This window comes from Selenomonas sp. (assembly GCF_057272215.1).
This window is the reverse complement of the sequence record NZ_DBHIUY010000008.1, coordinates 47,649-62,392: the sequence shown is the minus strand read 5'-3', so window position 1 is coordinate 62,392 and position 14,744 is coordinate 47,649. Positions and strand designations below refer to the sequence as shown.

General features: G+C 55.3%; 15 protein-coding genes. 10 read left to right on the top strand and 5 right to left on the bottom strand.

Features of this window, described 5'->3' with window-relative positions:
- Positions 1–37: 37 nt before the first annotated feature.
- From ACO5Z0_RS08400 to ACO5Z0_RS08385, 4 genes are all read left to right on the top strand, one after another.
- Positions 38–1,258, top strand: coding sequence for an argininosuccinate synthase (locus tag ACO5Z0_RS08400; RefSeq protein WP_485649924.1), 1,221 nt, complete (start codon positions 38–40; stop codon positions 1,256–1,258).
- Positions 1,255–2,682 (top strand): argininosuccinate lyase, encoded by a 1,428-nt coding sequence (gene argH / locus ACO5Z0_RS08395; protein WP_485649923.1) that lies wholly within the window; start codon positions 1,255–1,257, stop codon positions 2,680–2,682. Before ACO5Z0_RS08400 ends, argH begins: the two co-directional genes overlap by 4 nt.
- A 375-nt stretch (positions 2,683–3,057) precedes the next feature.
- Positions 3,058–3,291 (top strand): hypothetical protein, encoded by a 234-nt coding sequence (locus ACO5Z0_RS08390; RefSeq protein WP_485649922.1) that lies wholly within the window; start codon positions 3,058–3,060, stop codon positions 3,289–3,291.
- Positions 3,292–3,320: 29 nt separating this feature from the next.
- Entirely contained in the window at positions 3,321–3,509 is a 189-nt protein-coding gene (locus ACO5Z0_RS08385; RefSeq protein ID WP_485649921.1) for a hypothetical protein, read from the top strand.
- A 227-nt stretch (positions 3,510–3,736) separates the two neighbouring features.
- Here the strand turns inward: ACO5Z0_RS08385 and tkt are convergent, their stop codons facing one another.
- Positions 3,737–5,731, bottom strand: coding sequence for a transketolase (gene tkt / locus ACO5Z0_RS08380; protein ID WP_485649920.1), 1,995 nt, complete (start codon positions 5,729–5,731; stop codon positions 3,737–3,739).
- A 116-nt stretch (positions 5,732–5,847) separates the two neighbouring features.
- Entirely contained in the window at positions 5,848–6,729 is an 882-nt protein-coding gene (locus ACO5Z0_RS08375; protein ID WP_485649919.1) for a DMT family transporter, read from the bottom strand.
- A 205-nt stretch (positions 6,730–6,934) separates the two neighbouring features.
- On the opposite strand from ACO5Z0_RS08375, the gene ACO5Z0_RS08370 reads away from it, so the two are divergent.
- Positions 6,935–7,876: a 2-hydroxyacid dehydrogenase gene (locus tag ACO5Z0_RS08370; protein WP_485649918.1), complete on the top strand. Its 942-nt coding sequence runs from the start codon at positions 6,935–6,937 to the stop codon at positions 7,874–7,876.
- A gap of 118 nt (positions 7,877–7,994) precedes the next feature.
- The gene (gene holA / locus ACO5Z0_RS08365) at positions 7,995–9,074 is read left to right on the top strand and encodes a DNA polymerase III subunit delta (protein WP_485649917.1); all 1,080 of its coding nucleotides are present in this window, start codon (positions 7,995–7,997) and stop codon (positions 9,072–9,074) included.
- A gap of 65 nt (positions 9,075–9,139) precedes the next feature.
- Here holA and ACO5Z0_RS08360 read toward each other — a convergent pair whose 3' ends face one another.
- Genes ACO5Z0_RS08360 through ACO5Z0_RS08350 form a run of 3 tightly spaced genes read right to left on the bottom strand, consistent with a single transcriptional unit; the run spans position 9,140 to position 10,774 of the window.
- Positions 9,140–9,538 (bottom strand): putative toxin-antitoxin system toxin component, PIN family, encoded by a 399-nt coding sequence (locus tag ACO5Z0_RS08360; RefSeq protein ID WP_485649916.1) that lies wholly within the window; start codon positions 9,536–9,538, stop codon positions 9,140–9,142.
- Positions 9,522–9,854 (bottom strand): AbrB/MazE/SpoVT family DNA-binding domain-containing protein, encoded by a 333-nt coding sequence (locus ACO5Z0_RS08355; RefSeq protein WP_485649915.1) that lies wholly within the window; start codon positions 9,852–9,854, stop codon positions 9,522–9,524. The genes ACO5Z0_RS08360 and ACO5Z0_RS08355 overlap by 17 nt, the downstream gene beginning before the upstream one ends.
- A complete protein-coding gene (locus ACO5Z0_RS08350; RefSeq protein WP_485649914.1) occupies positions 9,851–10,774 on the bottom strand; it encodes a hypothetical protein in 924 nt (307 codons plus the stop codon). Before ACO5Z0_RS08350 ends, ACO5Z0_RS08355 begins: the two co-directional genes overlap by 4 nt.
- A gap of 202 nt (positions 10,775–10,976) precedes the next feature.
- On the opposite strand from ACO5Z0_RS08350, the gene ACO5Z0_RS08345 reads away from it, so the two are divergent.
- From ACO5Z0_RS08345 to ACO5Z0_RS08330, 4 genes are read left to right on the top strand one after another with little or no spacing between them, the layout of a single operon-like run.
- Positions 10,977–11,945, top strand: a complete 969-nt coding sequence (locus ACO5Z0_RS08345; RefSeq protein WP_485649977.1) for a glycosyltransferase family 2 protein — start codon at positions 10,977–10,979, stop codon at positions 11,943–11,945.
- Positions 11,946–11,975: 30 nt separating this feature from the next.
- Positions 11,976–12,398, top strand: a complete 423-nt coding sequence (locus tag ACO5Z0_RS08340) for a sugar 3,4-ketoisomerase (RefSeq protein WP_442672325.1) — start codon at positions 11,976–11,978, stop codon at positions 12,396–12,398.
- Complete coding sequence (locus ACO5Z0_RS08335) at positions 12,388–13,500, top strand: DegT/DnrJ/EryC1/StrS family aminotransferase (protein WP_485649913.1); 1,113 nt, start codon at positions 12,388–12,390, stop codon at positions 13,498–13,500. Before ACO5Z0_RS08340 ends, ACO5Z0_RS08335 begins: the two co-directional genes overlap by 11 nt.
- 10 nt (positions 13,501–13,510) lie before the next feature.
- A complete protein-coding gene (locus ACO5Z0_RS08330; protein WP_485649912.1) occupies positions 13,511–14,743 on the top strand; it encodes a CDP-glycerol glycerophosphotransferase family protein in 1,233 nt (410 codons plus the stop codon).
- The last annotated feature ends 1 nt before the right edge of the window (position 14,744 follow it).

The window sequence follows — 14,744 nt, the reverse complement described above, 5'->3', positions numbered from 1 at the left end:
TTCTTTCATATAAACTATTTTAAGGAGCTGTTTTTTCATGGCAAAGGCAAAAGTGAAGAAAGTCGTACTCGCATATTCGGGCGGTCTGGACACCTCCGTCATCATTCCGTGGCTCAAGGAGAACTATGACGGCTGCGAGGTCATCGCGGCGTGCGTGGACATCGGGCAGGGTGATGAGGTCGCTCCCGTGCACGACAAGGCACTGAAGTCCGGCGCGTCGAAGGCATACGTCGAAGATCTCACGCAGGAGTTCCTGGAAGACTACGTCTGGCCGACGCTCAAGGCGCAGGCGGTCTACGAAGGCAAGTATCTTCTGGGCACGTCGTTCGCGCGTCCCTTGATTGCCAAGCGTCTCGTCGAGATCGCGAAAGCGGAGGGCGCGGACGCCATCGCGCACGGCGCGACGGGCAAGGGCAACGATCAGGTGCGCTTCGAGCTTACCGTCAAAGCGCTCGCGCCGAACCTCACGATCATCGCTCCGTGGCGTGAGTGGGAGCTTGGCTCGCGCACGGAAGAAATCGAATACGCGAAGAAGCACGGCATTCCCGTCGCCGAGGAAAACAAGACGTACAGCATGGATCGCAACATCTGGCACCTGTCGCATGAAGGCTCCGACCTTGAAGATCCGTGGAACGAACCGAAGAACGAGATGTTCCTGATCTCGAAAGCTCCCGAGGACGCGCCCGACAAGCCCGAGTACGTCACGATTGACTTCGAGAAGGGAATTCCCGTCGCTGTCAACGGAGAGAAACTCGGCGCGGTCGAACTTCTGACGAAACTCAACGAGATCGGCGCGAGAAACGGCGTCGGCATCACGGATATATGCGAAAACCGCCTCGTCGGCATGAAGTCGCGCGGCGTCTACGAGAATCCCGGCGGCGCGATCCTTTACTATGCGCACCGCGAGCTTGAGTATCTGTGCCTCGACCGCGCGACGTACCACTACAAGGAAGGCGTCGCCATCCGCTTCGGTGAGCTCGTCTACGACGGCATGTGGTTCTGCCAGCTCAGAGAAGCGCTGCAGGCGTTCGTTGACAGCACGCAAGAGAGCGTCACGGGTACGGTGCGCTTGAAGCTTTACAAGGGCAACATCATCAGCGCCGGCGCGAAGTCGCCGTATTCGCTCTATAGTCAGGAGTTCGTGACCTTTGAGCGCGACGAGGTCTACGACCAGTCCGATGCGACGGGCTTCATCAACCTCTTCGGCTTGCCCTTGAAGGTACGCGCTCTCATGCAGGAAAAGGCGGGGAAAGAATGAGCGAACAGCTTTGGGGCGGTCGTTTCTCCAAGAGCACGGACGAGATGATCAACGATTTCCAGGCGTCGATTTCCTTTGACAAGCGCATGTACCGCGAGGATATTGCGGGCAGTATCGCGCACGCGAAGATGCTCGCCAAGTGCGGCATCCTCACGGAAACGGATAGAGATGCCATCATCTCCGGGCTGCGTGACATTCTGCAAAACATCGAGCGCGGCGACTTCGATTTTTCCGTCGCGCTCGAAGACATCCACATGAACATTGAGAAGCGTCTGACCGACGCGATCGGCGAGGCGGGCGGCAGACTGCACACGGCGCGCAGCCGCAACGACCAAGTCGCGCTCGACACGCACCTCTATGTGCGCGGGCAGACGCTCGCCGTGCTCGGCTGCATCGCCGACCTGCAGCGTGCGCTCGTCGAGACGGCGGAGCGCTATCCCGACGTGATCATGCCGGGATACACGCACTTGCAGCGTGCGCAGCCGATCCTCTTCTCGCACCACATGCTCGCCTACTTCTCCATGCTCGCACGCGACTTCTCGCGCTTCTTGGGCGTCTATGAGCGTGCGGACATCATGCCGCTCGGCGCGGGTGCGCTTGCGGGCACGACGTTCCCCATCGACCGTGCGTTCGTGGCAGAGGAGCTTCACTTCGACGCTGTCTACACGAACAGCCTCGATGCCGTCAGCGACCGCGACTACATCATGGAATTCCTCTCCGCCGCATCCATCCTCATGGTGCATCTGTCGCGGCTCTCTGAGGAAATCATCCTTTGGTGCTCGCGCGAATTCTCCTTCATCGAGTTGGACGATGCTCACTGCACAGGCTCATCCATGATGCCGCAGAAGAAGAATCCCGACGTCTCTGAGCTTGTGCGCGGCAAGACCGGGCGCGTCATCGGTCACCTCATGGCGATGCTCACGATCGTCAAGGGCTTGCCGCTTGCTTACAACAAGGATCTGCAGGAAGACAAAGAGGGCGTGTTTGATGCCATCGACACGGTGAAATTCAGCCTCGCCGTCTACACTGCTCTCCTGCGCGGCATGACGGTCAAAGGCGACGTCATGAAACGCGCCGTCACGGAAGACTTCTCCAATGCCACCGACCTCGCCGACTACCTCGTGAAGAAGGGCATGCCGTTCAGAAAAGCGCACGCCGTCGCAGGACGCGCCGTGCATCTTTGCATCGAGCAGGGCAAGTGGCTCGAAGACATGACTCTGGAAGAATTCCGCGCCTTGTCCGACCTCTTCGCGGACGATATAAAAGAAGCCATCCGTCCTGAAACCTGCGTAAAGAACCGCAATTCCTTGGGCGGCACATCGTACAGCCAGGTCGCATGGCAGCTTGAAAAGGCGAAAATGCTGCTTGCGGAGGAAGGCAGGAAGCAGGAAGAGTTGAAGAAGAAAGAGATTCGGCTCGATTGATGGGCAAGCCCCTTGCCGGGTATGTTGTATCGAACCGTGCATCTCAACAGAAGAAAACGGAGTGTCGCTGTCGGCACTCTGTTTTTTTCTGTCGAATTCTATCGAAAGCGCAGAGCTTATCTGTGCTTTCACGCGGAAACACTGATAAACTACACGCACAAATGTCTATAATGATTTCCCGCATCAGTTCCATGAATCTTGCATGATTTGTTTGTGTGTCTGCTGCGCCAAATGTATCGTGGTATTCGCTACATAAAGGCGGTGTAAGAAAAATGGAATATAGAAATGTTTCTTTTTAAAAAATATACAAAAGTTCTTGCGGGGGGGACAATATGTATTATAATATTTACAAAGATTTAGGGAGGAGGTGGGATTATGCCTATCATGTTAAACTTAGGTAAGGAGATTCTCAGAATATCTCCTAAAAACAGTTTTGAACTAGAATCTTCAACGAATGGTGGTCGCAGTTGGTACCATCGATATGAAAATCGTTCTAGTCAAGGTGCCTTTTTCGATTTAGCGCTTCATGGAAGTGAAATTTTAGCAACTACCGAAAAAGGATTATTTTCTTCGACAAATGCCGGGAAATCATGGTATAAACGAAGTTAAGATTTATTGTTTGGAATAGGAGGATTTGTATGGGACTGTTCGGTTTTGGTGGTAACGATATGAAAAAGGCGATGAAAGAGATGAAAAAAACTGCTAGGCAGATTGCTCTTCGTTGCCCGAAATGTGGGAAGGTCTACAATCAAACCGTTTATGGCAATGGCAGTTTTCGTGGAGAATGCCGTTGCGGCTACACATTGACGGAACGCGATCGATATTAAAAATACACGGATGATTTCAACCTCGTTACCTTTGATTCACAAGCGCTCTAACGGGATACATGTAAAAAACCGCTGCTGAGAGATGTTCTTGGCAGCGGTTTTTTATGTGTTTACTTCATATCGATTCCCTTGACCTGCACATGAATCTTGTCGAGCTGTTTCCTGCTCGGCATAATTTAGCCATCTGTCTGTGCAGATCTGGGCGACTTTATTTTATCAGTGTTTCCTTAGGTTGTACCAAGCGCCTGTTTCATCGCCGCGACGACATGTTCTTTCGTGAAGCCGAACTTCTTGAAGAGGACGTCGGCGGGGGCGGAGGCGCCGAAGCCCTGCATCGTGACGGTCGCGCCGTCGATTCCTGTGTAGCGTGCCCAGCCGAAGTCGGATGCCGCTTCGACGGCGATGCGTGCGCGGATGGCTTTCGGCAGGACGCTTTCCTTGTATTCGTCGGATTGCTGCTCGAAAACATCGACGGACGGCAGGGAGACGACGCGCACGGCGATGCCGTCTTTGGCGAGTGCTTCCTGCGCTTCGAGGGCGAGCGATACTTCAGAGCCTGTGGCAAGGAGGATGCCTTGCGGCGTGCCTTGGGCTTCGGAGATGATGTAGCCGCCTTTCAAGGCTTCTTTGGAGCTGCCTGCAAGCTGCGGCAGGTTTTGTCGCGTGAGCGTGAGGACGGTCGGCGTATCTTTGCTCGTTACGGCGCTGTACCAGGCGGCGGCGGTTTCTGTCGCATCGGCGGGGCGGAAGACGTGGACGTTCGGCGTTGCGCGCAGCATGGCGAGCTGCTCGATCGGCTCGTGTGTCGGGCCGTCTTCGCCGACGCCGATGCTGTCATGTGTGAGTACGTAGACGACGGGCAGCCCCATGAGCGCGGCGAGGCGCAGCATGGGCTTCATGTAGTCGCTGAACACGAAGAAGGTAGCGACATAGGGCAGGATGCCGCCGTGCAGCGCAAGGCCGTTGGCGATTGCCGCCATGCCAAGCTCGCGCACGCCGAAGTGCAGATTGCGTCCGGCGCGATCTGTGCGGCTGAAATCCCCCGCATCCGCCATCACGGTTTTGTTCGACGGTCCAAGATCTGCGCTGCCGCCGATGAGCTGCGGCACGATGTCTTTGAGGCGTTGAATCATCTTGCCAGACAGCGCACGGGTGGCGGCAGGCTTGTCGTCATGCGCCCAGAAGACGGCATCTTCGAGGAGCGCTGCAGCATCGACGGGCGCGTGGTAAGCATCCCAGAGAGCCTTTTCTTCGGGGTATTTCGCACAGTAGGCGGCGAAAAGTTCGTTCCATTTTTCTTCAAGAGCGGCGCCTTCGGCGGCGAGGGTGTCATAATGTTCGTAGACGGCGGCGGGGACAGAGAAGCTCTCCGCAGGATTTTCCCAGCCGAGATTTTCCTTGAGCGCCCGCAGGTTTTCTTCGCCGAGCGGCTCGCCGTGGGCGCTCGCCTTGCCTGCTTTGGCAGGGCAGCCGAAGCCGATCTGCGTCTTGATCGTGATGAACGACGGACGCTCTTTGTCGGCTTTTGCCGCTTCGATGGCTTTGCCGATGGCGGCAAGGTCGGTGCCGTCTTCGACCGTGAGCGTCTGGAAGCCGAACGCCGCCATGCGCTGTTCGACATCTTCGGTGAAGGCGAGGTCGGTGTCGCCTTCGATGGAGATGTTGTTGCTGTCGTAGAGTACGATGAGTTTGTCGAGCGAGAGCGTGCCTGCCAATGAGAAGACTTCGGAGGAGATGCCCTCCATCATGCAGCCGTCGCCGCCGAGGACGAAGGTATAGTGATCGACGATGGGAAACTCCGGCTTGTTGAAGACGGCGGCGAGGTGCGCTTCGGCGATCGCCATGCCGACTGCCATGCCCATACCTGCGCCCAAAGGCCCTGTCGTGGCTTCGACGCCCTGCGTATGGCGGTACTCGGGGTGACCCGGGGTCAAGGAGCCGTCTTGTCGGAAGTCCTTGAGATCGTCGATCGTCAGACCGTAGCCGAAAAGGTGCAGCAGGGAATAGAGCATGGCGGAGCCGTGTCCGGCAGAGAGAATGAAGCGGTCACGGTTTGCCCAGTTTGGATTTTTGCCGTTGTGCTTCATGTGATGCGCCCAAAGCTCGTAGGCGATCGGCGCCGCGCCGAGCGGCAGTCCGGGATGTCCGGAGTTCGCTTTCTGCACGGCATCCGCCGAAAGGACGCGAATCGCGTTTACACAGGTGGTATCAATGTTTCCCATAGATTTCTCCTCCTTGAAACCGTTGTTTGTTCCTTCTCTATCTTACATGATTTCGCTGAAAATGTATAGCATAGGGGGAAAGTTCGGCGAAAAGTCATGCACGAGAAGACGCTCTATCAGCGTCGGTTGAGCAGGGCGATGGAGGTTAAGATCAAAAGTACGCCGACGGATTCCGCGATGCCGAAAGGAACGGCGAGCAGCACGGTGGAGAAGAATACGGCGGATACAGGCTCGATGGAGCATAGGATGCCGACGGTGCTCGGTCGGATGTATTTAAGACTTTCGAGGTACGACCAAAAAGCGATGACCGTGCCGAAGAGTACGACGTAAAGGAAGACGAGAAGGGCGGCGGCATCGACATCGCCGCAAAAGTCCCAAGGCGCATGAAAGAACATGAGCAAGATGCCGCCGAGGAGCATTCCCCAGCCGATGACGAGCGGCGAGCGGAAGTGTTCCAAGAGCCATTTTGGCTGTATGGTGTAGACGGCGGCGCAAAAGGCGGAAGCGACGCCCCAGAAGAGCGCGAGCGGCGGAATGGCAAGCATCGAAAAGCTGCCGCGCGTCACGATGAGGAAGGTGCCGACGAAGGCGAGCAGCACGCAGCAGATCTCATGCAGCGACGGCAGGCAGCGGCTTTTCAAGGCGCTCCATAGGACGACGATGATTGGCATGAGGTATTGCAGTACGCTTGCCGCCGCCGCGTTGCCGTACTCGATGGAAGAAAAGTAGGTGTACTGCACGCCGAGCATACCGAAGATGCTGAAGATGAGGAGATGCTTTGCCGCAGGACGGTTCCGCCACAGAGAGAAAATATTTTCCCGACTCTTTGCCGCATCGAGCAGCAGAAGCAGCATGCCGGCGAGCGACATGCGCATCATGACGAGCCATTCGGTAGAAAAGCCCCGTTCTTGCAGCAGAAATTGTGCGGCGACGCCGGAGCCGCCCCAGAGCAGTGCGCCGAGCGCTACGAGCAGGATGCCTTTGGTATGTGGTTTCATGGTATCGCTCCTTGGTGTTTTATCTTTGAATATAGCATTTTTCCGTAAAAAAGAAAAGCGGAGAAACGCAGGGATTTGCGGAAAACTCGTGCAGGTATGGGATGAATTCGATGAAACGATATGATATAATAGAAACATCATATCGGATGCGGGGCAAGAGGGAGCATCCAAACATTCTTGTCGTTTCAAGAAAGGGAGGATCTGCATGAAACTGGTAATCGCGGAGCCGTTGGGGATCACGGAGGCGCAGGCGGAGGCGCTGAAGAAGGAGTATCTGCCCGCCGACCTTGAGATGGTCTACTGCAACACGCCGCCGAAGGACGATGCGGAGAAGGCTGCGCGTGCCAAGGGCGCAGAGCTTGTCATGCTCGCGAATATGCCGTTCAAGGAGAATGTCCTGCAGGAGCTTAAAGATGTCAAGCTCTTGAGCGTCGCTTTTACGGGCGTCGATCATGTGGGCATGGATTATTGCAAAGCGCATGAAATCATCGTATCCAACTGCTCGGGCTATGCGAACGAGGCGGTCAGCGAGCTTGCCATCGGTTTGGCAATCGGGCTTTACCGCAAGATGCTTGCCGCAGACGAAGCGGTGCGTGCGGGCAAGACGCGTGCGGGGCTTCTCGGCATCGAACTTTCGGGCAAGAAGTTCGGCGTCGTCGGCGCGGGGGCGATCGGCAGGCGTACGATTGCGCTTGCGCAGGCGTTCGGCTGTGAGGTGTATTACTACAACCGCAAGGAAACGAAGATCGACGAAGCGAAGTATGTGCCGCTTGCCGAGCTGATGGAAGTGTCGGACATCATCTCGCTGCATGTGCCGTTGACGGCGGAAACGAAAGGCTTGATCGGCGCGGCGGAAATCGCCAAGATGAAGAAAACGGCGATCCTCATCAACACGGCGCGCGGCCCTGTCGTTGACAGTCAAGCGCTGGCGGACGCGCTCAAGGAAGGCCGCATCGCGGGCGCAGGCATCGATGTCTTTGAAGGTGAGCCGCCGATCGCGGGCGATCATCCGCTGCTTCATGCGCCGAATGTCATTCTTGCGCCGCACGTCGGCTTCGCGACGCAGGAAGCGATGGAAAAACGCGCCGTCATTGCCTTCCAAAATGTGCAGGCGTATCTTGCGGGCAAGCCGCAGAATGTGATGTAAGCGCAAAAACGATGTAATAAAACATCCGTGCAGAAGCTATGGCTCTTTTGTCATAGCTTCTGTTTTTGAAGAAGCGCTGAATTTATCCGTGCTTCTTTGGAACGAATGAGGTGAGGCATTGAAGTACGGGCCGTTCATGGCGGCGCTTCGCAAGGAGCCGCTGAAACATGTCTATCTGCTTGCGGGTGAGGAGCACTATTACATAGAAAAGGCAAAAGCGGCGATCTTAGAGCGCATTTTCCCTGCGGGCGAAGGACGGCAGGACGGTCTGGAAGAAGCGCCTGCCGGCATGGATGCTGACGGGATATGTGCTCTTTTGGAAACCGTGCCGTTTTTTGTGCCGAAGCATGTCGTGCTCGTGCAGGACAGTGCGCTCTTTCGTGAGAAAAAGAAGGCTGCGCGAGATGAAACAGCGGGCGATGCAGCAAAGCAGGGAACGAAGGGGGCGAAGAAGAGCGGTGCGGACAAGAAGGATGAGCGATTGCTGCATCTGCTCTCCGATATGCCCGAGTACGCCTATGTGATTTTCGTCAGCTCGGGCAAGGCGGATAAGCGGCGCAAGGCGTACAAGACGGTCGAAAAGGCAGGCGCGGTGCTTGACGCCGACGCTGTGCGCCCGTGGGAGATCGGCGATTGGCTCGCGGGCAAACTCGCTGAACTGCGCAAGGAGTTTGATCGCGAGGCGTATGCGTATTTCATGGGCGCCGTCGGTATGATGCATGAGGTGTCGCTGTCGTATCTCGACAAGGAGTTTGAAAAGCTCGCGCTCTATACGGAGGAGAAGCGGATCGACAGGAAGACGCTTGCCGCTGTATTTTCGGGGCTGCCGGAAGTGTCGTCGTTTGCGATGATGGACGCAGTGAGCGAGAAAGATGTCAAGAAAGCGCTGACGCTCCTGCGCCGTCAACTGGCGGACGGCGTATATCCGCCGGTGCTGCTTGCACTCATGGTGCGCCATGTGCGTCAGCTGTGGCAGGCGAAGCTATTCATGGCGCAGGGCGTGCGTGGCAAGTCGCTCGGCCCCGCGATGCAGCTCAATCCTTTTATCGCGGAAAAAGTAGGACGCGCGAGCGAGAAGTTTTCCGAGCCTGTACTGAAGCAGGCGATGCTCTCGCTGATCGATGCCGACTATCTGCTCAAGACAGGACAGGGCGGCGAGGAATTGTTGGAACATGTCGTGATTTCGCTGTGTGCATGAGATGAAAAAGCCGCCCCGGCGCAGGGCGGCTTTTTACGAAAAGAGATATAAGAATCCTTGAAGGATTACTTTTCCATACCGTGAAGGGTCAAAAATTGTGCTGCTGTCATGGGGGTTGGATGATTCATTTCGAGACTGAGGAAATCCTTATCCCCTGTAAGGATAATATCCACATGGTACACGACGGCTGCATTTAAGATGGGCTGATCCTTCGTGTCGCGGATTTGTTTTTCCGCGTGCTCTATCGGAGGAATCTGCTCATAGGACATTTCTGCAAGCAGCGCTTCGGCGGCGGGCAGGAACTGGGGGGCTTTTCGTTGCAGAATATCCCGCAGTTCCGTAAGGTTTTGCTCACACAGAACGATGGTGTGATGCGTGGCAATGTGCAGGAGAGCCTGTGCCGGTTTGGAATGAGGGAAGAGGATGGCGGAAAACAAGATGTTTGTATCAACCAATATCCGCATATTTTTTTCCGTATCGAACTTCGTTTACCAAGGCTTGTATATCTTGCTCATTCGTGATTCCCAAGGCTTCGGCAGCCCCGATCAAAGCGGTCTGTGCTTTGCGAATCGCTTGAGAAGATGCATTTTGCACAACGATTTCTCCATCGTTCTTTTGGAAGAACAGGAGTTTATCTCCGACCTTTAATCCGAGCAGACGTCGTATTTCTGCCGGCACAGTAATTTGGCCTTTGTCAGAGAGTTTTGCCAGATGCATAAAATCACCGTCCATTCTTCGCGCATTCGTGAGGAAGTGCTGAATTTGTCCGTGTTTCTTCAAGTCTCACTGTCAAACGACTGCATCGGTACGCCTTTGCGGGGCTTTGGCAAGTTGCGGTAGGCTCGGGATGCGCTGAAATAACGTGTGGCTACGGTCATGTTTGCGGGGTCGAGGTTTTCGACGGAGTGTTCCGTTGTGCTTGTGAGGTCGCGATACTTTGGCGTCTGCGTGAATTTTGCCCATGCCGATTGCAGGGCGCGCGCCATGATGAATTCGATGCCTGTCGTGTCCTCCGGCTGCTGCACGAAAGCGGAGCTTGTCTTGGGCGGCGGTGCGCTGCCCGTGCGCTTTTCGCTGCCCGCCGCATGAGGTGCGGCATCTGTTGTGCGAGTGGGCTGCGCCGTCTTGACAGCGGCTTTTGTCGTCGTGGTTTTCGCGGCGGGGGCGCTCGTCGCTGTATCCGTCAGATCGAGCTTCCAGCGCGTGCGCGGTTTCGCTGCGCTATGCATGTCGTGCGCGGCAGTCTTTGCCGCAGATGGTGCAGGAGAGCCGTTCGCTGCTTTTTCGGCAGCGGTATCCTTTCGGCGTGCAGCGTTGCCCGCTTCGTTCACGAGACCGCTTGCGATGAGAAACGCCTCGCTTGCTTCTTCCTTCGACGCCGCAGTTTCGAGCTTCTGCACGAGCGCTTCCCGCGCGTCTTGGGCGGCGCGCGCTTTGGTGTAGAGTCCCGAGTCGAACCGCTTCAAGAAGCGCATCTCGTCCGCCATGAGTTCGTCGCCGTTCAAGAGCTTCTGCTGGATGATGCGGCGCATGGCGCGGCTTGCGCCGTCGAGTTCTTCTGTCGGCGGATCTTCGTCCGGGGCGGGGCTTTGCGGTGCGCTTTCTTTGAGCACGCGCCGCGCCTTGCCGCTGTAGTCTATCTTCATGCCGATGTTCTTTTGCTTCACATAGGCGCTGACCTTGTCCGTCTCGTCAAACATGCCGAATCCCTCCTGCAGCTTTCCACTTCCTGCACTTGATATATGGGTTCATTATACCATGTAGTAATACGACTGTAAACTTGTTGAAAAGAATGCTCGGCGGCTTCGCAAGGAACGCATCGATTCCCTTGATTTTCCATGCAGGATGGATTAACATAGAATGAGGGAATTGCGGATAAAAAGAAGGAGAGAAATCGCGTTGATGATGAACTATCCCTTTACCGTTTCCGTTTGCGTCACGACGTACAAACCCGATGATAAGAAGCTGAGACTGACGCTGGAATCCATCATGCGGCAGAAAAATTGTCCCTTCGAGATCATCGTGGCGGACGATGGCACGGAAGATCTTGCACAGGAAGAGATCGAGGATTATTTTGCAGCATGGAATTTTCATGCTTATAAGATTGTGCGTGCGCCCAAGAACTATGGGACGGTTCACAATACGCTCGCAGCTTACCTCGTGGCTCGCGGCAAGTATATCAAGGACATCTCGCCTGGCGATTATCTCTATGCGGACACGGCGCTTGCCGATATGACCGCTTTCATGGAGGCTGGGGGTCACGAAGCCGCTTTCGGCCGTGCGTGCTATTATTGCGAGGAGCAGGGGGTATACCGCATCTTGGATTATATGAATCCGCGTGATCTTTCGCCATACGAAGCGGGAGATTTCGCGGCGGCGGCGTATGCACAGCTCCTTTGTCAAGATTATCCGTGCGGCGCTGCTTTTATGGCGCGGCGTGAGCTTTTGACCGGATATATGCGCCTTTTGCTTGATCGCGTGACCTTTACGGAGGATCGCGCCTACACCATGATGTTAGCAGACGGCATTCGACTTGCTTTTTGGAATCATAATTTCGTTTGGTACGAATATGGCGGCGGTATTTCGACGAACAGGGAAAACGTCTGGCAGGAGAGAATAATAAGAGATAACCAAGCGTTTTTTGCACTTTTGGCGCAAAGGCATCCCGAGCTTTCTTCCGTGTGCCGATGGCATATTTTTGACGGGTATGAGGCAGAAGATATATGGTACGCTTATGCAGAAGAAACGAAGGAATACTATCGAAGAATTGATGAGGCGAGGGCGCAGGGCATGTTTTCCTATCTGCGCGGCGCCGCTCCCGAAGAGCTGGCGAAATTGGTGCGCGAGAAAGTGACGTTTTCTTGCGTTTGAACGCGAAGAGAAGAAATGAGGAATGAAGAGATGCAGATCGTAAAGTATGTGTTCCAGCCGCATGGCGATGCGCGTGGGATGCTCGTCGCTCTCGAAGAGTTTACGGATATTCCCTTTCGCATCAAGCGCGTCTACTACATGTACGACACGCTCGAAGGCGTCGTGCGCGGACACCATGCGCATAAAAGTTTGGAGCAAATCCTGATCTGCATTCACGGCAGCTGCAAGATACGCTTGGACAACGGGCGGGAAAAGAAGGTCGTGCCGCTCGAAAAACCATACGAAGGACTTTACGTGGCGAATTATATGTGGCGTGAAATGTATGATTTTTCATCCGATGCTGTTCTTATGGTGCTGGCTTCCGATATATATAAAGAAGAGGATTATATCCGCGACTACGATGAATTTTTGCGTTTGTCGCAAAGGGAAGGGGAATGGGTGCGTGAAGATTGATCTTTCCGTCTTGGGGCGAAAGTTTGAGCGGCATCGGCAGGAGTATGAAGCCGCCGCCTTGCGCGTCCTGCGTTCCGGACACTATATCTTGGGGGATGAAGGGGCGGCGTTTGAGCGGGAGTTCGCGGCGTATACGGGAGCGAGGTACGCCGTGGGGGTCAATTCGGGGCTTGATGCGCTGCGCCTTTCCGTTCGTACATTGGGACTGGGGGTGGGCGACGAGGTCATTGTGCCGGCGAACACATATATCGCGACGGCTTTGGCTGTGACGGAAAACGGCGCGCGCCCTGTCTTTGTCGAGCCGGATGAATATTTCAACCTTTCCGCCGAGCATCTTGCAGAGGCAATCTCGCCGCGTACGAAAGCGATCCTCGTCGTCCATCTTTACGGACAGGCGGCGGATATGGCAGCGATCTTAGAGATCGCTGAAACGCATGGCATACCTGTACTCGAAGACTGCGCACAGTCGCATGGGGCGCACTTTGGCGGACGTATGACGGGGCGGTTCGGCGTCATGGGCTGCTTCAGCTTTTATCCGACGAAGAATCTCGGCGCGTTTGGCGATGCGGGGGCAGTCGTCACGGACTCTGAAGAGATGGCAGAAACGCTGCGCATGATGCGAAATTATGGCAGTAAGGTCAAGTATCAAAATGAAATTGCAGGCGTCAATTCGCGGCTGGATGAGATGCAGGCGGCGCTTCTTCGCGTCGGATTGCGCCATCTCGCGGCAGATATCGAGGAAAGGCAGCGCATCGCTGCCGCTTATCGGGCGCATATTGTCAACCCTTGGCTGGAACTGCCGAAAAAGCGCACGGCTGCCGAGCATACATACCATCAATTCGTCGTGCGCAGCAGACATCGCGATGACTTTCAGCAATATTTGAAGGCGAATGGCGTCACGACGCTGATTCATTATCCTGTGCCGCCGCATCTCGCGCAGTGCTATCGTGCGCTTGGCGGCAAGGCGGGCGATTTCCCGCTGGCGGAGAATATGGCGGCTGAGGTGCTGAGCTTGCCGATGTTCAACGGCATGACGCAAGAAGAGGTACAGTACGTCATGGATCTCTGCAACGACTATCAGCCCGACGTCAGACGTGCATAGGAGCAAAGGCATGAAGATCGAAACTTACTATGAGATGTATCGGCTCATCCGGCAGGAATGTTATCTGGACTGCTTGAAAGAGGTGCAGGAGAAAAATCTGCGCCGCATACGCGCCCAGAAGAAAATTCGCATCGCCTTTCAAAGTTCGTGTCTTGCCGAGTGGGTCGGCGACGCGCTCGTGCGCAAGTTCGCTGAAAATGAGCGTTTCGATGTGACCGTGGTCATCGTCTGGCAGGTGAATACGGACTTTGACAAGGAGATTCCTGCGCTGATCGAACATTTCGAGCAGTCGGGGCTGCCGTACCGCTTGTCCGACGGCAGTGTCAAGCCCGGGGATTTTGATATCGTTTTCTATACGTCGCCTTACATGGAGATTCTTTCTCATTGGATGGATCGCGATATTCCGCTTTCGACGCTCGTTTGTTACATCCCGTACGGCTTTTATCTTGCCGATATACAGAAGATGCAGTTCAACTTGTTTGCGCATCATATCTGCTGGAAAAACTTCACGTTGGCGAAGGGATACGACATCATGGCGGAGCGCTACAGCGACATTGGCGCGTACGGGATGGTTTACGCCGGCTATCCGAAGCTCGACGGGCTGCTCGATCCTGCGTGTGCGGACCGTGCCGCATGGAAGATCGCGGGCAAGGGATCGGTAAAGAAGATCATTTTTGCCCCGCATCATTCGATCGCGGAGAAGCCTTATTACGCTACGTTTGCCGCGAACCACCGCTTTTTTCTTGCGTATGCGCGAGCGCATGGGGAAGATACTTCGTGGGTGTTCAAGCCGCATCCGATGCTCGGTCTCAGCTGTGTGAAGAACGGCGTCTTTTCTTCTTTGGATGAATACGACGCGTACTGCCGTGCCTGGGACGCATTGCCGAACGCTAAGGTGGAGATGGGAGAGTACCTTGCCTACTTCGCAAGTTCGGATGCGATGATCCTCGACAGTGTATCGTTTATGGCGGAGTATCTGTACGTTCATAAGCCCGCGCTCTTCCTCACGCGCGAAGGGGAGCGTTTCAATGAGTTTGGCGAGATGGTCGCCTCCTTGCTCTATCGTGCGTCGGGAACGGATTATGCCGCTATCGAGCATTTTCTCGATGTACTGATCGAGCGTGATCCCATGAAGGATGCGAGGGAGAACTTCTTCCGTCAAGTCCTCGACTATGCAGCTGAACACCGCAAATCGGCGACGCAGTTTATCTATGATGATATTGTATGCTCGATTGGAGTTTGAA